Origin of the sequence: Mesorhizobium sp. AA22, assembly GCF_001672375.2 — a bacterium.
Classification (GTDB): Bacteria; Pseudomonadota; Alphaproteobacteria; order Rhizobiales; family Rhizobiaceae; genus Mesorhizobium; species Mesorhizobium wenxiniae.
Window position 1 is genome coordinate 33,074 of the sequence record NZ_CP048406.1, and the last position, 22,117, is coordinate 55,190.

Annotated in this window: 21 protein-coding genes; 1 reads left to right on the plus strand and 20 read right to left on the minus strand. The window is 63.2% G+C overall.

The genetic code is table 11. The annotated features are described in order from the left end of the window. Positions 1-16: 16 nt before the first annotated feature. The 10 genes from miaB to A9K68_RS00205 form a co-directional block, all read right to left on the minus strand. Positions 17-1,318: a tRNA (N6-isopentenyl adenosine(37)-C2)-methylthiotransferase MiaB gene (miaB, locus tag A9K68_RS00160; RefSeq protein WP_246811439.1), complete on the minus strand. Its 1,302-nt coding sequence runs from the start codon at positions 1,316-1,318 to the stop codon at positions 17-19. 227 nt (positions 1,319-1,545) lie between these two features. Continuing rightward, entirely contained in the window at positions 1,546-2,346 is an 801-nt protein-coding gene (locus A9K68_RS00165) for a 1-acyl-sn-glycerol-3-phosphate acyltransferase (protein WP_065006129.1), read from the minus strand. A gap of 87 nt (positions 2,347-2,433) precedes the next feature. Continuing rightward, complete coding sequence (gene rimI / locus A9K68_RS00170) at positions 2,434-2,928, minus strand: ribosomal protein S18-alanine N-acetyltransferase (protein WP_065005897.1); 495 nt, start codon at positions 2,926-2,928, stop codon at positions 2,434-2,436. Continuing rightward, positions 2,928-3,632 carry a tRNA (adenosine(37)-N6)-threonylcarbamoyltransferase complex dimerization subunit type 1 TsaB gene (gene tsaB / locus A9K68_RS00175; RefSeq protein WP_065006130.1) on the minus strand — a complete coding sequence of 235 codons (705 nt, stop codon included), beginning with the start codon at positions 3,630-3,632 and terminating at the stop codon, positions 2,928-2,930. The genes rimI and tsaB overlap by 1 nt, the downstream gene beginning before the upstream one ends. 182 nt (positions 3,633-3,814) lie before the next feature. Next, positions 3,815-4,921, minus strand: coding sequence for a DUF1513 domain-containing protein (locus tag A9K68_RS00180; protein ID WP_065006131.1), 1,107 nt, complete (start codon positions 4,919-4,921; stop codon positions 3,815-3,817). 104 nt (positions 4,922-5,025) lie between these two features. Next, the gene (locus tag A9K68_RS00185; RefSeq protein WP_065005898.1) at positions 5,026-6,105 is read right to left on the minus strand and encodes an imelysin family protein; all 1,080 of its coding nucleotides are present in this window, start codon (positions 6,103-6,105) and stop codon (positions 5,026-5,028) included. Next, complete coding sequence (locus A9K68_RS00190; RefSeq protein WP_065005899.1) at positions 6,105-7,712, minus strand: di-heme oxidoredictase family protein; 1,608 nt, start codon at positions 7,710-7,712, stop codon at positions 6,105-6,107. The genes A9K68_RS00185 and A9K68_RS00190 overlap by 1 nt, the downstream gene beginning before the upstream one ends. A gap of 12 nt (positions 7,713-7,724) precedes the next feature. Beyond that, positions 7,725-8,210 (minus strand): bacterioferritin, encoded by a 486-nt coding sequence (gene bfr / locus A9K68_RS00195; protein WP_065005900.1) that lies wholly within the window; start codon positions 8,208-8,210, stop codon positions 7,725-7,727. After that, the gene (locus tag A9K68_RS00200; protein ID WP_065005901.1) at positions 8,176-8,487 is read right to left on the minus strand and encodes a (2Fe-2S)-binding protein; all 312 of its coding nucleotides are present in this window, start codon (positions 8,485-8,487) and stop codon (positions 8,176-8,178) included. Before A9K68_RS00200 ends, bfr begins: the two co-directional genes overlap by 35 nt. Positions 8,488-8,616: 129 nt before the next feature. After that, positions 8,617-9,906, minus strand: coding sequence for an imelysin family protein (locus tag A9K68_RS00205; protein WP_203546911.1), 1,290 nt, complete (start codon positions 9,904-9,906; stop codon positions 8,617-8,619). A gap of 468 nt (positions 9,907-10,374) precedes the next feature. Here A9K68_RS00205 and A9K68_RS00210 point away from each other — a divergent pair, with 468 nt between their 5' ends. Next, a complete protein-coding gene (locus tag A9K68_RS00210; RefSeq protein WP_065005902.1) occupies positions 10,375-11,625 on the plus strand; it encodes an FAD/NAD(P)-binding oxidoreductase in 1,251 nt (416 codons plus the stop codon). Between the two features lie 156 nt (positions 11,626-11,781). Here A9K68_RS00210 and A9K68_RS00215 read toward each other — a convergent pair whose 3' ends face one another. The 10 genes from A9K68_RS00215 to A9K68_RS00260 form a co-directional block, all read right to left on the minus strand. Continuing rightward, on the minus strand, positions 11,782-13,059 hold the full coding sequence (locus A9K68_RS00215; RefSeq protein WP_065005903.1) for a 4-aminobutyrate--2-oxoglutarate transaminase: 1,278 nt from the start codon (positions 13,057-13,059) through the stop codon (positions 11,782-11,784). A gap of 139 nt (positions 13,060-13,198) precedes the next feature. Continuing rightward, positions 13,199-13,948 carry an ABC transporter ATP-binding protein gene (locus A9K68_RS00220; RefSeq protein WP_065006133.1) on the minus strand — a complete coding sequence of 250 codons (750 nt, stop codon included), beginning with the start codon at positions 13,946-13,948 and terminating at the stop codon, positions 13,199-13,201. Beyond that, positions 13,945-14,778: an ABC transporter ATP-binding protein gene (locus A9K68_RS00225; protein WP_065005904.1), complete on the minus strand. Its 834-nt coding sequence runs from the start codon at positions 14,776-14,778 to the stop codon at positions 13,945-13,947. The genes A9K68_RS00220 and A9K68_RS00225 overlap by 4 nt, the downstream gene beginning before the upstream one ends. A 10-nt stretch (positions 14,779-14,788) precedes the next feature. Further along, positions 14,789-15,709 (minus strand): nickel transporter permease, encoded by a 921-nt coding sequence (nikC, locus tag A9K68_RS00230; RefSeq protein ID WP_065005905.1) that lies wholly within the window; start codon positions 15,707-15,709, stop codon positions 14,789-14,791. After that, positions 15,706-16,773, minus strand: coding sequence for an ABC transporter permease (locus tag A9K68_RS00235; RefSeq protein ID WP_065005906.1), 1,068 nt, complete (start codon positions 16,771-16,773; stop codon positions 15,706-15,708). The genes nikC and A9K68_RS00235 overlap by 4 nt, the downstream gene beginning before the upstream one ends. An 18-nt stretch (positions 16,774-16,791) precedes the next feature. Continuing rightward, complete coding sequence (locus tag A9K68_RS00240) at positions 16,792-18,435, minus strand: ABC transporter substrate-binding protein (protein WP_065005907.1); 1,644 nt, start codon at positions 18,433-18,435, stop codon at positions 16,792-16,794. 221 nt (positions 18,436-18,656) lie between these two features. After that, positions 18,657-19,913, minus strand: a complete 1,257-nt coding sequence (locus A9K68_RS00245; protein ID WP_065005908.1) for a lytic murein transglycosylase — start codon at positions 19,911-19,913, stop codon at positions 18,657-18,659. Positions 19,914-19,941: 28 nt separating this feature from the next. Further along, positions 19,942-20,547 carry a recombination mediator RecR gene (gene recR, locus A9K68_RS00250; RefSeq protein ID WP_065005909.1) on the minus strand — a complete coding sequence of 202 codons (606 nt, stop codon included), beginning with the start codon at positions 20,545-20,547 and terminating at the stop codon, positions 19,942-19,944. Between the two features lie 84 nt (positions 20,548-20,631). Further along, positions 20,632-21,534 (minus strand): cell wall hydrolase, encoded by a 903-nt coding sequence (locus tag A9K68_RS00255; RefSeq protein WP_065005910.1) that lies wholly within the window; start codon positions 21,532-21,534, stop codon positions 20,632-20,634. 256 nt (positions 21,535-21,790) lie between these two features. Then, the gene (locus A9K68_RS00260; RefSeq protein ID WP_065005911.1) at positions 21,791-22,114 is read right to left on the minus strand and encodes a YbaB/EbfC family nucleoid-associated protein; all 324 of its coding nucleotides are present in this window, start codon (positions 22,112-22,114) and stop codon (positions 21,791-21,793) included. Positions 22,115-22,117 lie beyond the last annotated feature (3 nt).

Here is a 22,117-nt window from a genome sequence, read left to right on the forward strand (position 1 = left end):
TCATCTGCCGAGACCTTCAGGCCAATTCGGCGAACAGGCTGTTGTAACCCGTCTTCGTGATTCGTACCTGGATAATCTCACCGATTTCGCCGGACTTTTCATCAACAATAACCGGCTGCAGCCACGGCGAGCGGCCGACCTTCTGGCCAGCCTGGCGGCCCGGCTTCTCGATCAGCGTGTCGATGGTGCTGCCGACCAGGCTCGCGCCGAAATCCTGCTGCTGCTTCAGCAGCAGCGCCTGCAGTCGCTGCAGGCGCTCGTCCTTGACGGCTTCCGGCACATGATCGGCCATTTCCGCGCCTGGCGTGCCAGGGCGCGGCGAATATTTGAACGAGAAGGCCGAGGCATAGTTCACCTGGCGTACAAGGTCCATCGTCGCCTCGAAATTCGCATCCGTCTCGCCGGGAAAGCCGACAATGAAGTCGCCTGAAAGCGCGATATCGCTCCGTGCGGCGCGGATCCGGTCGAGCAGCGTCAGATAATCCTTTGCCGTATGCCTGCGGTTCATCGCCTTGAGGATGCGGTCGGAGCCGGATTGCACAGGCAAATGCAGATAGGGCATCAGCGCCGGCAAGTCACGATGGGCGGCGATCAATTCGTCGTCCATGTCGCGCGGGTGACTGGTGGTGTAGCGCAACCGCGCCAGCCCGGGAATCTCGGCCAGCCGGAACAGCAGGCGGCCAAGACCCCATTCCTCGGCGTTTTCGCCCTCGCCATGCCAGGCATTGACATTCTGGCCAAGCAGCGTCACCTCGCGCACGCCGGCTTGCGCCAGCCGCTCGGCCTCGGCGACGATCTGCGCCACCGGCCGCGACACTTCCGAGCCTCTGGTATAAGGCACGACGCAGAAGGTGCAGAACTTGTCGCAGCCTTCCTGCACGGTCAGGAACGCGGTGACGCCGCGCTTGATGATCTCGGCGCGTTTCGGCTGCGGCAGGTGCTCGAACTTGTCCTCGATGGCGTAGTCGGTCTCGACGATCTTTTCGCCGCGGCGCACCCGTGCCAGCACGTCGGACAACCGGTGATAAGTCTGCGGGCCGATGACCAGATCGACGGCCGGCGAGCGGCGGATGATCTCGGAGCCCTCTGCCTGCGCCACGCAGCCGGCGACACCGACCAGCATCTCGCGGCCGGCCTGAGCCCGTTCGGCCTTCATCTCACGAATGCGGCCAAGTTCGGAATAGACCTTCTCGGCGGCTTTCTCACGGATATGGCAGGTGTTGAGCAGCACCAGATCGGCCTCACCGATGGCGTCCGTTGCCACATAGCCGTCGGCGGCCAGCGCGTCGGTCATGCGCTGCGAATCGTAGACGTTCATCTGGCAGCCATAGGTCTTGACGAAGACCTTCCTGGTCGCGGCAGATGGTACGACCGCACTTTCGGCCGCAGTTTCGATGTCGTCCCGTTCGATCGTGTTCAATTCCATCTGGCGGCTTCTAACGCCTTTCGCCGACAAAAAACAGACGATTCTGCCCTGCAGCGCCATGTGTCCTCTTGGACGCGCAAGACGCTGGAGCACTTGAGTGGCGCAGTAGCTATTCCGGTTTACCGGCTCGGGCGCGGATCGGCGAGCGCCGCCTGCACCATATCACGCACCTGACTTTCCATCAGCCTTGCCGTTTCCTTGCGGCTGGAGCCCTTTGAAAAGGCGACCGGCTCACCGAAATGCACTTCGACATCGAGCCCGCCTTCCGCCATCAGCACCTTGAGATGCGGCATCAAATCCTCGTCACCGATCCAGGCGGCAATCGGCCGGTGCCTGCGGCCGAGCGGCACGCCATGCAGGCGCGTATAGACGATCGCCACCGGCTGGATGAAGACGGTTTCGGCCGCCCCTTCCGAAATTGCCATCGAGGCGGCGCCGAATAGCGTGCTCTTGAACGGCAAGATCATGTTGCCGTCGCCGGTCGACCCTTCGGCAAACAGCACCATGGCGTCGCCCTTGGCCATGCGGTTGGCGATCTCGCTCGCCTGGTCGCCCGACGAACGCTTGCGCTCACGCTCGATGAAGACAGTGCGCTGCAGCTTCGATAACATGCCGATCAATGGCCAACCGGCCATGTCAGCCCTGGCGATGAATTTCACGTCGACCATCGACCCTAGCACCATGATGTCGGTCCAGGAGATGTGGTTCGACGCAACCAATAGAGGGCGCTGGCTGGACAGCGTCCCCTTGAGATGGATGCGCATGCCCAGCGCCCTGATGATGAGCCGGTGCCAGATCTTCAGGACGAACGTCTCGCGCCAGAGCCCGGTCTTCATCGACAGGATCTGCAACGGCACGAGAATCAACGAGCCGACGACAACGAGGCCCAGTGCCAGGAAAATCCTGATTTTTCCGATCATTTTGCTCCAGGCCCTGCCCACGTATGGCCAGAGCGTTGTGCGTCCAATTGGACGCACAACGTACGCTCTAGCAATTTTGAATCTGCGCTAGCGAAGATCGCGGCGCATGACAAGCGCGCCGGTCGGGCCGTGTTCGGGCGACCTGTAATAGTTGGGACGCTTGCCGACCTCGCGGAATCCCAGCCGCCGGTAGAGCGCGATCGCGGCAACGTTAGTCTCGTCGACCTCGAGGAAAAGCGCCTCGGCGCGTTGCGCGTGCAGTTCGCGCAGAACGGCATCCATCAATTGCCAGCCGAGCCCCTGGCGGCGATGGGAGCGCGCCACCGCGACAGTCAGGATCTCGCCTTCACCGGCAGCCAGGCGCGCCAGGACGAAGCCGACCGGCGGCTTGGCACCCTGTCCGGTCTCGCGCGCGGCATAGCCGAACACCGCGTCCTGCTCGAGCAGTGCGGCGAATTCGTCGTCGGTCCACGGCCGAACGAAATCCTCGCGATGCAGCACCGACATGGCCGCGCTGTCGGCAATCGTCAGCGGCTCGAGCGCAAAGTCCCTGCGGCGCGGCTGGAGGAAAGGAATGCGCATCAGGTTTTCTTCCCGGCTTTCTTCCTGGACAGGATAAAGCCGGCCTGCGGCTTGGCGTCGGCGCCGCGCAGATAGAGCGGTTTCGGCTTTTCGCCTTCAGCCTTTTTGCCGGCAGCTTGGGCGGCAGCCAGCCGGGCATAGACGGCGATGTCGGCCGTGGCACTTGTCGGGCCGATATCAAAGGCGCGCCCGGCCGAGGCGGCAATTTGCGTGGCAGCTGTGCCGGCCAGAACCGGAGAGAGATCTACCGCCATGGCGACGGCTTGCGAAAGCGTGGTCACGGCCGGACCATAGCGCAGAACCGACTCTTCATCGTAAAGCGCGGCATGGATCTCGTCGCGCCCGGCGTCGAGCGCGGCCAGCACAGCGCGGCCGGGAAATGTCTCTTTGGCTTGCGCCGCCAGCGCTTCCAGCGTCGTCACCCCGATTGCCGGGATTTTCAGCGCCAGCGCAAGACCCCGCGCCGCCGAGACGCCGACGCGCAGGCCGGTGAAGGAGCCCGGACCGGTGGAGACAGCGATGGGGCCGACGCCGGCATAGTCGGTTCCGCCGGTCCTCAACGCCTCTTCGATAACGGCCATCAGATGCTCGGCATGGCCCTTGCCGAGATCGAACACCGAACGGCCGAGCTCCTTCCCGGCCGCCGCGTCGTAGACACAGGCGGCGCAGAGATTGGCGGCACAGTCGATGGCGAGCAACTTCATGAGGCGGCCGGTTGGAGCACCCACTTGGGCGCAGGGGTTCGAAAAACAATTTCCCTGTGCCTGCCATGGCTCATCGCCGCAAGGGGATAATGCATAAATCGTTTGGCGGCTTTGCTTCGACCTCGCCTGAAGGCGGTGACTTCTAACGAACGTAACCGTCAGGGAACCGGTGCCGGAAGCGCCTATTCGGCCTCCTCGATGCGCAGCATGTGATTGTCCCAGACATAGCCCGGCTCGGACCGTGTCGCGCCGCCGGCTTCGAGGATTTCGCCGGTGCCAGTCGTCGCCATGAAGCTCGGCCCGTCGGGCGCCACGCCGCAGACCTCGGCCAGTGCGCTGATGGCGACGATCCCGCCGCTGGCCGCATCGATCACCGCCAGCGAATTCCCTTCCGGCGAGGACACGGCGACGGTGCCGGCGGCGAGGTTGGCGGCGACCGAGCCGATGTAGTTCCTGAAGCCGGAGAGCACGTCCTGCGGCATGTCGAGCAGTTGCAGATCCTTGCCGCGCGCGGCGCGGCCGACCAGCAGCGGACGATCGGTGCCCGGCCCCCTGTACTGGCAGCCGAACCAGACCGTGCCGGATTTATCGGCAGCCATGTGACGGATCGACAGCTGGTGCAGCTCCGGCGGCAGTTCGTGCTTTTCGAGAAGGTCGCCGGTCAGGCGGTCGACCAGCACATAGGATGGCTTCATCGTCGCGATGTTGAGCTCGGCGCGGCCGTAATCCGGATGCGTCTCGATGCCGCCATTGGCGACGGCAATCGTCCTGCCGTCGCCCAACAACAGAAGCTCGTGCGAACCCATGCCGTAGGTCGGGAACTCACTGATGCGCTTGAATTTCGCACGCGCGTCATAGACGCCGACCACACCGGCGGCATTGTCGAAATCGTTCTCGGTGGCGTAGAGCAGCGCACCGTCGGTCGAAAACACGCCGTGACCGAAGAAATGCCGTCCACTGACGCTGGCAATGGTCCGTGGTTCGTCGCGACCTGTGTGGTCGAAGACCACGGCGAAGGTGCCGGGCTGCCTGGCAAAGACCACGGAGCGCTTCGACACCGGATCGAAGGTGACGTCGTGACCGCGGGCGGGAAGGTCGATGGCATGCAGGACCTTGCCGGCCTCGGACAGGATGGCCGCGCCATAGCTGCCGTCACGCTTGACGAAAGCGGTGGCGAAGACGGCGTCGGCCGCAAGTGTCTTCGCCCATGCGGACGGCGTCATCGCGGCAACAAAGCCTGTCCCGGCGGCCCTGAGGAAATCACGGCGATCGATCAGCGGCGTCTTCAGGATGCGATCTCCGTTCGAGCATGATCTTGTCCAAAAAGTCTGCAACTTTTGGGGTGATGCTCGGTTTCTTTGCCGCATGATCTTGTCCAAAAAGTCTGCAATGCTCAGTCTCCGTCGAGCGACGAGAAGCCGGCGGTCAGGCCGAATTCGGCTGTCAGCCTGGTGCCGATCAGGGTCGACAGGCTGGATGTCACCAGCGAGAAATGGTCGAGCTTCTGGCGCAGCGCCGGGTCGGCGAGCGCCTTGTCGATCGGACCTCTGATGGCCGTGGCGTCGGCGGCCCCGTTGACGAGCTGGATGTGGATCGAATCTGCCATCCAGCGCGCGTCGGGCGACAGCGCTTCGCCAAGCTGCGAGGCCCGGAACAGCGCGTCCATGCCCGAAAGATTGCCGGTCAACGAGCGCGCGGTGTTTTGCGAGCGCCAGTAGATCGCCTGTTTCGGCTTGTCGGCTTGCGGATTGCTGCCCAAAAAGCCCTTTAGGCGCACGTCGCGCACCATTTCCAGCTCGTTGATGAAGACGCCGACCAGTTCGGTCACCACTTCGGTGCCGTCGCGGTAGAGCGCGTTTTGCGGGCCCGGATTGGCCCAAAGCGCGGCAAAACCGTCGGGCTTGTTCCAGGCGTCGCTGACCTCGGCGGCAATCGTTTCGATGTTGCCAGCGACGGCCGCGCCGTAAGCACAGCGATAGGGATCGTCCTTACCGGCGAGCCGCTCGGCGCTATCGCCGTAAAGCACGAACTCCAGCGCGCCGAGCCCTTGCATGGCGACGCTCTTTGTCGCCAGCTGGGCTGGATCGGCGGCGGTGCGATCTTTATTAGCCAGCGCCGCCTGGACCTGCCTCAGGCCGATGCTCTTGCGGTCCGGCCAGAACAGCATGCGCTCCAGCCGGTTGTTCTGCGTGATCGGTCCGATGCGGATGATCTCGACGACCGACCAGGCATCCACGGTGCCGGAGAATTCGGCGCGCGCCGCATCGAGATGATCCTGCGAAGGCGCGTCGCAAAGCCTGCGCATCGCCTTGGTCAGGCTGCCCGCATGCTCATGCAGCCGTGCATAAGCCGGGCGGACAAAGCCGTCGATGGCCTGCTGGATCACGTCGGAGGCCTTTGCCGCTGCGGATGCCGGCAACGCGCCGGCGAGGACCAGCGGGAGAACCAGGACAAGCGCAAGACGCTTCGACATCAGAACGACTCCAGGAATTTGACCAGTGCGTCGCGATCGGCCGCATCGGCGGCGGCAAAGCGGTCGCGCGCCTTCTGCCCCTCGCCGCCATGCCACAGGATCGCCTCGGCCAGGGTGCGCGCGCGCCCGTCATGCAGGAAGAAACTGTTGCCGTTGACGGTCTGGGTAAGACCGCTGCCCCACAGCGGCGGAGTGCGCCATTCGCTGCCGGTAGCCTCGCCCACCGCTTGCCCATCGGCGAGACCCGGCCCCATGTCATGCAGCAGAAAATCGGAATAGGGCCAGATAAGCTGGAAGGCCTGCGCCTTGTTGGGCGTGCCGCGGCGGGTGACGAATTTCGGCGTATGGCAGGAAATGCAGCCCATGTCGTAGAACAGCTTCTTGCCGGCCAGCACATCGGGCTCGTCGAGATCGCGCCGCGCCGGCACGGCGAGGTTTTGCGAATAGAAGGTGACGAGGTCCATGACCGGCGGCGGCGCCTCGACCGGGCCGAGGCGCTCCTGCACGCCGTTGGGCATGGCAAGGCAGGTCTTTTCGGCCGCGGTGCAATCGCCCGAGTGGTTTGGCACTTCCGGCGTCGAAATGCCGATGTCACCGGCGAATGCGTCCGCCGCTTGCTGACGGATCGACGGCGTCTGAGCCTTCCAGCCGAAGCGGCCGAGCGTCAGTTCGCCGCTCTGGCCATCGCGCACGATGTTGGGCTTGCCGGAGATGCCGTCACTGTTCCGATCGTCCGGATCGGCATGGGCGAGAATGTCCGCCGGTGCGATCTGCTCGACCAGGCCGAGGCCGATCATCGGTGGCGTCATGCGCGGCGAAAGCGTCGTGTGCGGATCGAGCGGCCCGTTGGCAAGATCATCGACCGAATAGCTCGGCTTGCGCAGCCAAACCACGGTACCGTCCGGCAGCGTGACTTTCTGCTCCTGATAGTCGACACGCATCCGGCCTTCGCCCCGAAGACCCGGCACGGCCAGGTCCTGCAATTGCGAGCCGTAGACCGGATCGGGGAAGTTGAGCACCTTGCGGGCGGCCAGCGCTGCTCTCTCCTCATCGGTGCTCGCCTGCCGCGCCAGCCGCAGGAACATCGACGTGGTACCGCTGTCGCCTTCTGGCGGACTACCGCGACCGTCCTTCAGATGGCAATTCTGGCACGCCCGCTCGTTGAATAGCGGCCCAAGCCCGTCCGACGCCTGCGTCGACGAGGGCGACGAAACCCAGTTCTTGCGGAAAAGGGCATTGCCGAGCTTGAAGGTGCCTTCTTCCTCGAAGGTGATATTGGCGGAAGATTGCGAGAAAGCGTCCTTGTTGGGATCTTTCCGTGACGTGCCGGCGCCGCCCTGCATCGGCTCGAACTGCTCGGGCTTGGAAAAATCCTTGGTCGGCCGGGTGATGGCGATGACGCGCGCCAGATCCTTCGGCGTCAGATCGGTACGACTGGTGGCGAGGCCCGCCGGTTCGGGCGCGCCGGCCATCGCCGAGGCCGTAAGTGGGACCACTACGGCCAGCGAAAGGCCGCGAAGCCAGCTGTATCGCGGGTTTTCCTGGGACGGCAGGCCGCAACCCTCGGCCCGCCGCAAGCGGCGCAAGAAATCTAAGCGGCGCCGCATTCCCGCATGTCCCTATTCCGCTTCGTCGGCCGATGCGGCGTTGAGCTGGCCGTATTTTTCCTCGCCGATCGAGGCGAGCAGGTCGAGTTGCGTCTCGAGGAAGTCGATGTGACCTTCCTCGTCGGACAGCAGATCCTCGAACAGCTTCATCGTCACGTAGTCGCCTGCTTCGTCACAAATCTCGCGCGACCGTTTGTAGGCAGTGCGCGCGTCATATTCGCCGGCAAGATCGGATTCGAGCACTTCCTTGACATTCTGTCCGATACGCAGCGGTGCTACCGACTGCAGGTTCGGATGACCTTCAAGGAAGATGATGCGGGCCACGATCCGGTCGGCATGGTGCATCTCCTCGATCGATTCCGCGCGTTCCTTCTTCGCCAGCTTGGCGTAGCCCCAGTCTTCCAGCAGCCGGAAATGCACCCAGTACTGATTGACCGCTCCAAGTTCCAGAAACAGAGCTTCGTTAAGCCGCTCTATGATCTGCTGTTCGCCTTTCATGGGTTCTGCTCCCGTATTGGACGCGCAGGCCTCTGACGCGATCCAGGTGTGAAACGACATCCACGCCGCTCGCCTCCGAGCGGGCGTGGTAATTTTCGGTTACCCGAATGATCGTTTCGACCACATTTGGGAAGCAGCCGCAACAGCGACCACGCTTCTGCATGGCATGATAGATCTTCGCCGGCACGATAAGTTGCCAGGGATCCTGATCCAGCAGCCCGACGATCGTCTGCTCAATCTCCTTCTCGGTGATGATGTTGCAATGGCAGATCAGCATTATTTGCTCTGTATGGCTGACGACGCGTGCTCGGCGCCGTGTGGCTTATTTTCTCAATCGAACCGAAAACCGCTTTCCACTTTTTACGCGGACCTTCGGTTCGGGATCGTGCTCGAGGCTCTTGACGCCTTATTGGAACACCTTGTCTGGAGCATCGAGGCTGTCCGAGCCCTCGAAGGCGATGGCATTGAGTTTCAGGGTGCCGACGGCGCGTTCGATCGACTTAGTCTGGTCGACCAGCGCATCGATCGCCGCCTGGACTGTGGCGTTGCCTTCAATGTTGCCTTCGCCGATCTGCTGGTCATAAGCCTCGCCGCCAAGCGCCCGCGCCTTGATGGCTTCCATCTTGGCGACGGTGACATCGAGCTTGTCCGACAGTTCCTTGTCGATCGCCGGATCGGCCTCCTTGACCATGTCGGATACCGAGGGGCCTTCGACGACGGTGCCGTCGAGGCGCGTGTAGCTGCCACGATAGGCGGCACGAATGCCGACGGCATCGTAGAGATGGGAATCGTAGGTGTTGTCGGAGAAGCAGTCGTGCTCCTCTTCGGGATCGTGCAGCAGCAGGCCGAGCTTCATGCGCTCGCCGGCAAGTTCGCCATAGGACAGCGAGCCCATTCCGGTGAGGATGGTCGAGATGCCTACTTTCGGCTCGCCATCGACAAGGTTCTTGCGGGTGGCGCCGCCATCCTTCCACTCGTTGACCATGTCCTGCAGATCGGAAACCAGAAGGTCGCTCGCCGACTTCAGGTACTGCGCCCGACGATCGCAATTGCCGCTGGTGCAGTTGGCGAGATCGTAGTCCGTATAGGGCCGTTCGCCCGCGCCCGGGCCAGTGCCGTGCAGGTCCTGGCCCCACAGCAGGAATTCGATAGCGTGGTAGCCGGTCGCCACATTGGCCTCGATGCCGCCGGCTTCCTGCAACGTGCCGGAGAGGAACTCCGGAGTAAGATTGGTGGCGTCGATCTTCTTGCCGTCGACCTCAATCGACTTGTTCGCGATCACATTGGCGGTGTAGAGCGCATTCGCATCCGACTCGGTGCCGTAGCCGGCAGCGACATAGTCGATCAGGCCTTCGTCCAGCGGCCAGGCGTTCACCTTGCCTTCCCAGTCGTCGACGATGGCGTTGCCGAAGCGGTAGACTTCGGTCTGCTGATAGGGAACACGCGACGCCTTCCAGGCCTCGCGGGCGGCAGTCAGCGTTTCCACCGAAGGCTTGGCAAGCAGCGCGTCGACGGCCTTGTCGAGCGCCTGCGCCGTCGTCAGCGAATCCTCATATTTGGCGAGCGCAATGTCGGAATAGGTCTTGATGACAGCCTTGGCATCGGTTTCCGCCTTGGCCGGCAGCACGAATATCGCCGCCGTCAATGCCGCCGTGGCGCCGATCGCGGCGAGCCTGCCATATCGTGCCGTGATCATCGCTCTCATGATTGTCATCTCCTCGGAATTCAGTGAAATGCCGGCGCCAAAGGCGCGTCGACAGGCAATCGGCACCAAGGCAGGTCCATGGCATTGGCCGAGAAACAGGCCGCGGCATAGCGCGGTTTGCGGAAGAAAGACATCGAAATACCTCCAATCGAAAGGGTTCAAGGCCCAGACATCAAAGGGATGCGCTTGACACGCAAGGTTCCATAAAGCGATGAAGGCGCCGGAAGTCAACCGATTTCAGAGAGAAAAGCCAATCGAAACAACAGTTTAGAATTATTCTAAACTGCAAGTGTCAACTTTAGCCGCATTTTAGCTTGTCGTCATTAACAGCACTATTGATGGACCGCCATTCCGGGTGCGACCCGCAAAGGTGGTCTCGCGGCGGGGTCAGACAATTGCCACGTGGCGAGACGTCCTAGACTTGGACGAAGAATTGGGGATGAGGAAATTGGGGCTGCGATGAAAAACGGTGTGATCATTGTCGGTGCGGGTCATGCGGGCGTGCAAGCGGCCGCCAGCCTGCGCGAGGACGGTTACGACGGACCCGTGATCCTCGTCGGCGACGAGAATGAACTGCCCTATCACAAGCCGCCGCTGTCGAAGACCTTCATCAAGGATCAAGAGGCCAAACCGCAGCCGCTGCGCGGCGAGGCCTTTTATACCGGCAGTACCATCGACTACCGGCCGGGCATCAGGGTCGACCGCATCGATGCCGGACGCAGGCTGGAGCTATCAGGTGGCGGCGTGCTGCCTTTCGACCGACTGATCCTGGCGACCGGTTCGCGGCCGCGAATCCTGCCGCTGCCGGGTTCGGAGCTTTCAGGCGTGGTGTCGCTGCGCTCGCTCGCCGAGGCGCGGCTGATCCGCGCGTTGAGCGCGCAGAGCGAGGATGTGGTCATCCTCGGCGGCGGCTTCATCGGGCTGGAGATCGCCGCGACGCTCAAAGCGGCCGGGCGCGAGGTCACCGTGGTCGAGGCGGTCGACCGGCTGCTCGGCCGGGCAGTGGCGCCGGTCATCGCGAGGCACGTGCGGCAACGGCTGGAAGCGACTGGCGTGCGCATCCTCACCGGCACCACGATTGCGCGGCTCGAAGGCGAGAACGGCCATGTCTCTGCCGCGATCACCACATCCGGCGAGCGCCTGCCGGCGCAGATGGTCATCGTCGGTATCGGCGTCGTGCCGAATGTCGAACTGGCCCAGGCCGCCGGCATCACAATCGCCAACGGCATCCGCGTCGACCAGCAGATGCGCACGTCAGTCCCCGAAATCCTCGCCATCGGCGATGCCGCCTCCTACCGGCACTGGCTCACCGGCAGCGATGTGCGGCTGGAATCGGTGCAGAATGCGACCGACCAGGCGCGTCTTGCCGCGCGCACCATCGTCGGCCATGCGGACGCCTTTGCGGCGGTGCCATGGTTCTGGTCCGATATCGGCGACATGAAGCTGCAGATGGTCGGCCTGATTTCGGGCGGCGACAGCCATGTCGTGCTGGGCGACGTCAACGAGAACAAATTCTCGATCTACCATTATGCTGGAAATCGTCTCCTCGGCATTGAATCGGTCAACCGGCCGGGCGACCATATGCTTGGCCGCAAGATGCTCGGCGCCGGCTTCTCGCCAACGCCGCAAACGGTTCCGACGGGGCCGGATGGACTGAAGGCGGCGCTCGCCGCCTTCCAGCAGGAAGAGCCTGTCCGCGCCGCTGAATAGGATATGTTGATATTCAGGTGATGCCGGATTGCGAACGGTGGTTTCCTGCGCTTCCGGTACTCACGGACCCAAATGTCCGCTCCGTTCCGGTTCTCGGAACCCACCATTCTCGGCTCGGCCTGACATGAATCTCAATACATCCCAAGAAGGCGAGGGTCAGGCGGCGCGGACCTCACGGATCGAGCTTTCCAGAATGTCGAGCGCTTCGTTCATGACGCCGTCCTGGATGGTGATCGGCGCGAGGAAACGGATGACGTTGCCGTAGACCCCGCAGGTGAGCAGGATCAGGCCCTTATCGAGCGCCGTGAGCCGGACGGCATTGGCGATCTCGGCCGACGGCAAGCCCTTTTTGACATCATTGAACTCAACCGCGTTCATGAAGCCGGGGCCTCTGATATCGACGATCTCCGGCGTGTCGTCGCGGATCGATTGCAGCCGCTGCTTCAGCCTGTTGCCCAGCGTGTTGGCGCGGTCGCAGAGGTTTTCCTCCTCGATCACATCGAGCACGGCATGCGCCGCCGCGACGCCAATCGGGCTGCCGCCATAGGTGCCGCCGAGCCCGCCCGGGTTCGGCGCATCCATGATCTCGGCACGCCCGGTGACCGCCGACAGCGGGAAGCCGCCGGCCAGGCTCTTGGCCATGGTGGTGATGTCAGGCGCCACTTCGTGGTGATCCATGGCGAACATCTTTCCGGTGCGAGCAAAGCCGGTCTGCACCTCATCGGCAATCAACAGCATGCCGTGCTGGTCGCAGATCTTGCGCAGTGCCGTCATGAACTCGCGCGGCGCCTCGTAGAAGCCGCCCTCACCCTGCACCGGCTCGACGATGATCGCGGCGACGCGGGCCGGATCGACATCGGCCTTGAACAGGCGGTCGAGCGCGGCCAGCGAATCGGCGACGGAGATGCCGTGCAGCGCTACCGGGAACGGCGCGTGGAAGACATCGGCCGGCATGGCGCCGAAGCCGACCTTATAGGGCACGACCTTGCCGGTCAGCGCCATGCCCATGAAGGTGCGGCCATGGAAGCCGCCGGCAAAGGCGATGACCGCCGGCCGGCCGGTGGCGTTGCGGGCGATCTTGACGGCATTCTCCACCGCCTCGGCGCCGGTGGTGACGAAGATGGTCTTCTTTTCGAAATTGCCCGGCAGCATGCCGTTCAGCCGTTCGGCCAGCCTGACATAGCTCTCATAGGGCACCACCTGGTGGCAGGTGTGGGTGAAGCGGTCGAGCTGCGTCTTGACCGCCTCGATCACCTTCGGGTGACGATGGCCGGTGTTGACGACGGCGATGCCGGACGAGAAGTCGATGTAGCGGCGGCCTTCGACATCCCAGATTTCCGAGTTCTCGGCGCGGTCGGCATAGATTTGCGTGGTCATGCCGACGCCGCGCGAGATCGACTGGTTCTTGCGTTCGGAAATGGCTGAATTCTTCATGATGTCCCTCGCCGGGCCGGCGCCCGTTCTCGTTTGGATGATTGCCGGGAATTGTTCTGATCTTATTTCATGTTTTCCTCAAGTTGGCACCGCCGCCAGGTCGTTGGGCCTGCTGCCGTTAGCGTCGCTGAAATTTGATTCACGCCGTCCTGACAAACCCGTCGCTGGCCCGCAAGAGGTTGCGCGTGTAACCCTTGGTCACGTGCCGCTTGACAAGGTCGCTCGCTGCCAGATTTTCCACCGCTTCGCCGTTCTGCATCACCATCAGCCGCTCGCACATATGGGTGATGATGGCGAGGTCGTGGCTGACCATCAGGAAGGTCAGCTTGCGCCGCCGCCGGATCTCCTCCAGCAGATTAAGCACTTCGGCCTGCACCGACGCGTCGAGCGCCGAGGTCGGCTCGTCGAGCAGCAGGATCGACGGTTCGAGGATCAGGGCGCGCGCAATCGCCACGCGCTGGCGCTGGCCGCCCGACAATTGATGCGAATAGCGGAAGCGGAAGCCGGTTCCCAAACCGACCTCGTCCAGCGCCCGCTGGATGCGCTTTTCGCCATCGGCAAAGCCGTGGATGGCGAGCGGCTCCTGCAGCAGGCGGTCGACGGTCTGGCGCGGATGCAGCGAGCCGTATGGGTCCTGAAAGACCATCTGCACCTCGCGATAGAAAGCCTTGTGGCGGCGCGCGCCGAGTTTTTTTCCGTTGACCGTGATGCTGCCCGAAGCGATCGGCGCGAGACCGGCGATTGCCCTCAGCAGCGTCGATTTGCCGGAGCCGGATTCGCCGACCAGGCCGAAGGATTCGCCTGATTGCACTTCGAGGCTGACGCCCTTCAGCGCGCGAAACCGGTCGAAGACCACCTCCAGCCTGTCGACGGAAAGCGCTGATGTCATGCCGCCCACTCCGGCTTGCGGTCGAGCACCGGCAGCGGGTGACGGTCGGCGCCGATCTTGGGCATGCAGTTGAGCAGGCCACGCGTATAGGGATGCTGGGCACGGCCGAGTTCCGACGCCGCCAGCTGCTCGACGACCTTGCCGGCATACATGACGATCACCCGGTCGCAGAAGGACGAGACCAGGCGCAGGTCGTGCGAGATGAAGATCAGCCCCATGCCGCGCTCGCTGACCAGCCTGTCGAGAATGCCGAGCACGTCGAGTTGCACAGTGACATCGAGCGCCGAGGTCGGCTCGTCGGCGATCATCATTTCCGGCCCGGCGATCAGCATCATGGCGATCATGGCGCGCTGGCCCATGCCGCCCGACACCTCGTGCGGATGCAGGTCGAAGACACGGGCGGGATCGCGGATCTGCACCGCCTCCAGCATGGCGAGCGCGCGGTCGCGGGCTTCGGCCTTGCCGACCTTCTCATGCGTGCGCAGCGTCTCGACGATCTGACGGCCGATGCTCATCACCGGGTCGAGCGAATATTTCGGATCCTGCAGGATCATGGCGATGCGTTTTCCCCGCAACGCACGGCGGTCGCGAGGCAAGGCCGTGAGCAGGTCGATGCCGTCGAAAGCAAGTTTCCTGGCGGTGACCTCGGCCTGCGGCGGGGTCAAGCCCATGATGGCGCGGCCGGTCTGCGACTTGCCGGAACCGCTCTCGCCGACGATGCCGAGCCGTTCTCGGCCGAGCGAGAAGGAGACGCCGCGCACCGCTTCGATGCGGCCGGTACGCGTCGGAAAGGTGACGCGCAGATCGTCGACGTCGAGAAGCGTGCTCATTGATCACCGCTCATTGGTCGCCACTGCGGGGGTCGAGCGCGTCGCGCAGGCCGTCGCCGAGCAGGTTAAAGCCGAGGCTGACGATGAGGATGGCAAAGCCCGGTGCGCCGGCCACCCACCATTGGTCGAGTACGAAGCGGCGGCCCGACGCGATCATCGCCCCCCATTCCGGCAGCGGCGGCTGTGCGCCGAGGCCGAGGAAGCCGAGACCGGCGGCGGTCAGGATGATGCCGGCCATGTCGAGCGTCACCCTGACGATCAGCGACGAGATGCAGAGCGGCATGATGTGGCGAAGCACGATGCGGAATGGCGAAGCACCCATCAATTGCACCGCCTTGATGTAGTCCGAATTGCGCACGGTGAGCGTTTCGGCTCGCGCGATGCGGGCATAGGGCGGCCATGAGGTGATGGCGATGGCGAGCACCGCATTCTCGATCCCGGGGCCAAGTGCGGCGACAAAGGCCAGCGCCAGGATCAGCTTCGGAAACGCAAGAAAGATGTCGGTGATGCGCATCAGGATCGCATCGATCCAGCCGCCGGCATAGCCGGCGACCGCGCCGACCAACAGGCCGATAGGGGCGGCGATGATGGCGACGAGTATGACGACGTAGAGCGTCCATCGCGAACCGAAGATGATGCGCGAAAGGATGTCGCGGCCGAGGTCGTCGGTGCCGAACCAGTGCGCGGCACTCGGCGCCAGCAGGCGCGAACCCTTGAGGTCGCCGAATGTCGGCGAATAGGGCGCCAGCACATCGGCAAGGGCCGCGACCATCAGCAAAGCGATGATGATGAGCAGGCCGAGAAACGCCAGCCGATTGGCGGAAAAGCGCCGCCACGCGACATAGGCGCGGCCGAGCCTTGCCTGCATGCGCGACGCCGGCCGCTCGCTGAGCAGCCAGTCGCGGCGGCTCTGGATTGCTTCAGCGCTCATCGTACCTTGGTCCTTGGATCGAGCACCCGGTAGAGCAGGTCGGACAGAAGGTTGATGCCGATGAAGACCGAGCCGATGACGATGGTGCCGCCGAGCACCGCGTTCATGTCGGCATTCTGCAGGGAATTGGTGATGTAGAGACCGATGCCCGGCCACGAGAACACCGTCTCGGTCAGCACCGAGCCTTCGAGCAGGCCGGCATAGGATAGCGCAATCACGGTGACCATCGGCACCGCCGCGTTGCGCAGCCCGTGGCCCCAGATTATGCGTGTTTCCGACAGGCCCTTGGCGCGCGCCGCCACAATATATTCCTGGGCAAGCTCGTTCAGCATGAACGATCGCGTCATGCGGCTGATATAGGCAAGCGAGAAATAGCCAAGCAGCGAGGCCGGCAGAATGATGTGGCGGAAGGCATCACGAAATACATCCCACTGCCGCTGCCACAGCGCATCCAAGAGATAAAAGCCGGTGATCGGCGTGAAGGTATACTCGTAGACGATATCGAGGCGGCCGGGAAAAGCCACCCATTGCAGCTTGGCATAGAACAGCACAAGCGCCAGCAATCCCAGCCAGAAGATCGGCACGGAGTAGCCGACCAGTCCGATGATGCGGACGATCTGGTCGATGATGCTGCCGCGCCGGACCGCGGCCAGCACGCCGAGCGGCACACCGAGGAATGCACCGATCAGCGTCCCCAGCGTCGCCAGTTCGATCGTCGCAGGAAAGGCGCGGCGGATGTCGGTCATGACGGGATTGGTGGTCAGCACCGACGTGCCGAAATTACCGTTCAGGGCATTCTTCACATAGATGTAGAACTGCTCGACCAGCGGCAGGTCGAGACCCATCTCGCGGCGGGTGCGCTCGACGACATTGGCCGGCGCCCGGTCGCCGAGCACCGCCAGCACCGGGTCAATGGGGATGACCCGCCCGATGAAGAAGGTCACCGCGAGAAGACCGAGATAGGTGGTTATCGCGATGACCAGGAAGCGGGCAATCGCCGACGCGACAGCGACAGCACGGGCGCTGCCGCGCCCTGCCGTCGCTTCGCTTTCAACAGTGCTCATGCGGCAAGTCCGCCGACATCACTCCTTGGAGATCTGCCCGACGAAGTTGGTGTCGAAGCTCGGGCCGAGCGCAAAGCCCTTGAGGTTCTTGCGCAGGCCGGCCACTTCCAACTGCTGGTGGATGATGATGAAAGGACTGGTTTCGAGGACCTTCTTCTGCAGATCCTGGTACATTGCGGCGCGCTTGGCCGCATCCTTCTCGAGCAAAGCCGCCTCGGTTTCTTTGCTCAATTCCGGGATCTCCCAGGCGTTGCGCCAGGCCAGCGTCTTGGTCTTGCCTTCATCCGAATTGTCCGGGTTGCTGGCGAAGGTCTGGGCATTGGAGTTCGGATCGAAATAATCCTGACCCCACTGGCCGATATAGATGTCGTGGTTGCGGGCGCGGTATTTGGTCAGGGTCTGCTTGCCGTCGCCGGGAATGATCTCCAGCTTGACGCCGGCCTGTCCCAGCGTCTGCTGGAACGATTCCGCCATGCCGGTCTCCGGCTGCCTGCTGCGTACGTCCATGGTGACGCTGAAGCCGTCGGCCAAGCCGGCCTTGGCGAGCAGTTCCTTGGCTTTGGCGACGTCGAACGTGAACGGATTCTCGTCCAGCTCGCCGAGCACGCCTTTTGGCAGGAAGGTCTGGTGGATCTCGCCGATGCCCTTGAGGATGGTCGAGCTCAACGCATCGTAGTCGACGAGATATTTGAAGGCCTGGCGAACCTCAGGCTTGGCGAGGTTCGGGTTCTTCTGGTTGAGGCTGATGTAAAAAACCGTGCCCTTCGGTGCGCTGGTGGTAGTGAGATCGGTGTTCTTGGCGATTGCGTCGAGGTCGTTCGGCTCGAGATTGCGGGCGACGTCGATGTCCCCGGCCTCGAGCGCCAGTCGCTGACCCGAGCTTTCCTTCATGTTGCGATAGATGACGCGGGCAAGCTTGGCCTTTTCGCCGTGATAATTGTCGTTGCGCTCCATCACGACGACCTCATTCGCCCGCCATTCGCGCAGCTTGAACGCGCCGGAGCCGGCATAGCCGGTCTTCAGCCAGGCGTTGCCGAAATCGTTGTCGTATTTGTAATCGTCGCTGGGCGTCACCGCCGCGACATGCTCCTTGACCAGCTTGGCGTCGACGACCGAGGCGACGGTTGCCGACAGACAGTTCAAGACGAAGCTCGGCGCATAGGCCTTGTCGACCGTGAACTGGAACGTCGTGCCATCGATGGCCTTGGCCTTCTCAGTGACGTTGTCGCCGTTGATGCCGAACTGCCCGATTATAAAGGCCGGGCTCTTGTCGAGCTTGATGGCGCGCTCGAACGAATAGGCGACGTCCGCCGCCGTGATCGGGTTGCCCGAGGCAAATTTCAGGCCGGGCTTGAGCTTGAAAGTGTAGGTCAGGCCGTCGTCTGAGACGCTCCAGCTTTCGGCGAGATCGCCCTTGACCTTGGAGGTATCGCTGAGATCGAGGCGGACAAGAAGATCGTAGGTGTTGCCGGTGACCTCGGCAGTCGACAGCTCGAACGCCTCGCCCGGATCCATGGAGATGATGTCGTCGATGGCGAAACCCTCGACCAGCGTGTCGGCGGGAGTGACCGCAAAGGCCGGCGTGCCGGCCAGAAGCAGCGCGGACATGGCTGCGCCCGCGAGCAAGAAGCGGGAGCGTAGAGCAAACTTTTCCATCATCATTTTGATTGTTCCCTGTTTTGTTGACCTGAGTTCCCGGCCCAGGCTTGTGGCGTTCTCTTGCCAAATCAACGGTGATCCCAGAACCGGTTGTCTTGGCAACTTTTATCCAGTTCCGCCTCACCATATCCGGCGGTTTCAAGCGCGGCAACGAGCATTTGCAAAGCTGTTGGTTGGACCAGATCAGCCAGCTACCACCGCCGGGAACGAACCCCGGGGGTGAGCTATTTCAATGCGGTGACCAGGTCGGCATCGGGAAAACAGGTGGCGGCTCGACTGTTCCTGGCCTGCCACTTACCGATCGAGCGGCGGGTCTTGAAGCCGGGCAGGCCGTCGGCACTGCCGACATCATAGCCCTCGGCCTCCAGGGCGCGCTGCAGGGTGGCGATGTCCGACCTGTGGAGCCCGCCGACCGCGCCCCAGCGCCCTGAAAAATTGCTGTCGCCACGGGCGATGCGGTCGGCGCCGTGGCCGATGAACAGGGCGTAGAGATCGCTGGTGTTGTATTGCTTCAGCACGTAGAAATTGGGCGTGACGATGAAGGCCGGACCGCTGCGCCCGGCCGGCATCAAAAGAAAGCCTTCAGCCTTCAGCTCACGCGCCGGAAACGATCCTGCCGCGACAGGCTTGATGCCCATATCAACCCACTCGGAAATCCTCTTGCCCTGGTCCGGACCTTCGAGCGAACAGGAGACCGCTTCCGGTACAGTCACCTCGAAGCCCCAGCCGCGACCCTTCACCCAGCCATGGTGGACGAGATAGTTGGCGATCGAGGCTAGCGTGTCCGGCACCGAATTCCAGATATCGGCCCGACCGTCGCCATCGAAATCGACGGCATGGTTCAGGAACGAACTCGGCATGAACTGCGGCTGGCCGAGCGCGCCTGCCCAGGACGATTTCATCGCACCGACCGGGGCCAGCCCACGCTCGACGATCTTGAGTGCTGCCATAAGCTCGGTGCGAAAGAAGTCCTTCCTGGTCGCCATGAACGCCTTGGTGCCCAGCACTTCGAAAGCGTCGTAAGGCATCTTCGCCGCGCCGAAGCCGCTCTCGCGGCCCCAGATCGCCAGCAGCACCTCGCCCGGCACGCCGTAGCGCTTCTCGATCGCGGCAATGGTCCTGGCATTGGCCGCCTTGCGCGTGCGGCCACCGGCGGTCACGGCGCGAACCGTCTTTTCGGCGAAATAGGCGCCGGGCGAACCGAACTCCGCCTGATGCTGCTTCTGCGGCGTCGTCGCCTTTTTGCCCGGCATAACCAGGTCGGGCAGTTTCAGGTTCGGTGTGACGCCGTCGAAGGCGGCATCGAGGGTTTTTCTGGAGATGCCTTTGGCGTTCGCCTCGGGCCAGAGATCGCCTTGCAGCCAGACGCGGAACTGGTCGTCGATTTTTGCTGCGGAAGCAGGGGTGGGGAGGAGGCCGATCAGTGCGGCCAACAGAAATACAATGCAGAGTATGCAAGGGCAGCGTTCCTTCGCAGTCATCTCAGAAGCATCCTTCCCGCCAGCCACCTCAAAACGCCGTCCGGGAGCGCAGCGCCGCGGCCAGCGTGCCTTCGTCAAGATAATCGAGTTCGCCGCCGACCGGCACGCCATGCGCCAGCCGCGTTACTTTGATCTCGAAGCCGGACAATTGGTCGGTGAGATAATGCGCGGTGGTCTGGCCCTCGACCGTGGCGTTGACGGCAAGGATCACCTCCTTGACCTTGCCGCCGGCGACACGGTCGACCAGCGATCGGATGTTGAGCTGCTCGGGGCCGACGCCGTCGAGCGGCGACAGCGAGCCGCCAAGCACGTGGTAGCGGACATTCATGGCGGCCGCCCGCTCCAGCGCCCACAGGTCGGCCACGTCCTCGACGACGATCAGAGTGCCGGCGTCGCGGCGCGGATCGGTGCAGATCATGCATGGGTCGGACGTATCGACATTGCCGCAGGTCGAGCAGATGCGCACCTTGTCGACCGCCTCGCCCATGGCGGCGGCGAGCGGCGACAGCAACTGCTCCTTCTTTTTGATGAGGTGAAGTGCTGCCCGCCTGGCCGAACGGGGCCCGAGCCCCGGCACCTTGGCCAGAAGCTGGATCAGGCGTTCGATCTCGGGACCGGCGATTCGCTTCGACATCGCATCGGTTTATGATTTTTCCGCACGCTTTGGAACAGTTCTGCGGGCGAGCGGTCTGTTCAACGCGTAAGGATGCTGCTGCCGTCAGTATGCTTCCAGCGGCCGGCTCTGGCCGGCGATCATCGCACCGATGGCGTCGGTGTTCTCGGGTGTCGATTCAAACGACATCGTCGGCTCGGCCGGCGCCGGGAATGACGTGACAGGTTGCGCACCGGCAGTGCCGCCAAAACTGGCCGCGTCCGGCTCCTGCATCGGCTCTTGCATCGCCACAAGGGTCGCCTTCTCTGGCGTCGCCTTCTCCAGAGTAGCCTTTGCCGGTTGCGTTGCGACCGCGGTCACATAGGTTGCCTTGGCGAATTTTGCCTTGGCGACCGGAGCGGCGGAGGCCACGAGCGTCACAGGCGCTGCGCGCGCCGACCCCCGCGGCGTGGACTGTGCCACCGCGACCGTCGGCTCGTCCGGCAACGGTTTCCAGTTCCGGCCGCGCTTTTCATAGAAGGCGTTGCCGCCGGCAACCATGGTGTAGTGCATGTTCTTGTAGGGGAAACGCAGGCCGGCGGTGTGAAAGAACATCGTGTTCTTCAGCTTGGCCTTGCGCTCGCCCCTGAGCACCGCCTCGGCGGCCTCCTCGACGTCGGGCATCGCCTTCGAATTCATCTGCCGTGTCATCACGCCCGGTGCGAACTGGCCCCGCGCGCCGACCACCTGGCAGATGGTGTTGCCGTGCTTGCCGGAACGCAGCCGGTTCATGACCACCGTGCCGACGGCAATCATGCCGTCACGGCTCGACCGGTTGGATTCGAAGAACATCGCGCGCTGGAGGCACTCCTTGTCCTTCAGTGTGTGACGGTAGGGCCGGGATCTGACGGCATCGGTCAGGTTGGCCACCGACAGGCTGTGCGAGGTGGTCTGACTGCAACCGGCCAGGAACAGCGGAGAGGTGATGACGCCGAGCAACAACGACGTCTTCCATCGGGTCGCGATCAAAGATATCCCCTCATTCTGTCGCCAGCCCGCCCCTGTTGCGGCAAGAATGAGACACTTTCAGGCAAAAAGATGGCTAAAGCGTTATTAAGTGTGCGGAGTTGCCTAATGGACACACCGGTGGAGCAAGCGACCGCCGGATCGCGGCATGGCACTCGATACCACTGTAACGGCATGGGTCCTGTCCTAGGATACCCGCAGGGAGCCTTCCCCAAGGCTCGAGCAATGGGTTCAGTCGACCGGCATAGCTATCAACACCTTAGAACGGCAGCTTCATTCCCGGCGGTATCGGCAGTCCTGCGGTCAATGCTTGGGTCTTTTCCTGCATCATCTGCTCGACCTTCGCCCTGGCGTCATTGTGGGCAGCGAGAAGCAGATCCTCCAGAATCTCGACCTCGTCCTCCTTGAACAGAGACGGGTCGATCTTCAGCGCCTTCATCTCGAATTTGCCGGTCAGCGTCACGCTGACCAGGCCGCCGCCGGCCTGTCCGGTGGCTTCCAGCGTGGCGATCTCGTCCTGCATGGCCTGGAACTTGGCCTGCATTTCTTTCGCCTTGCCCATCAGGCCGAGAAGATCTTTCATCGC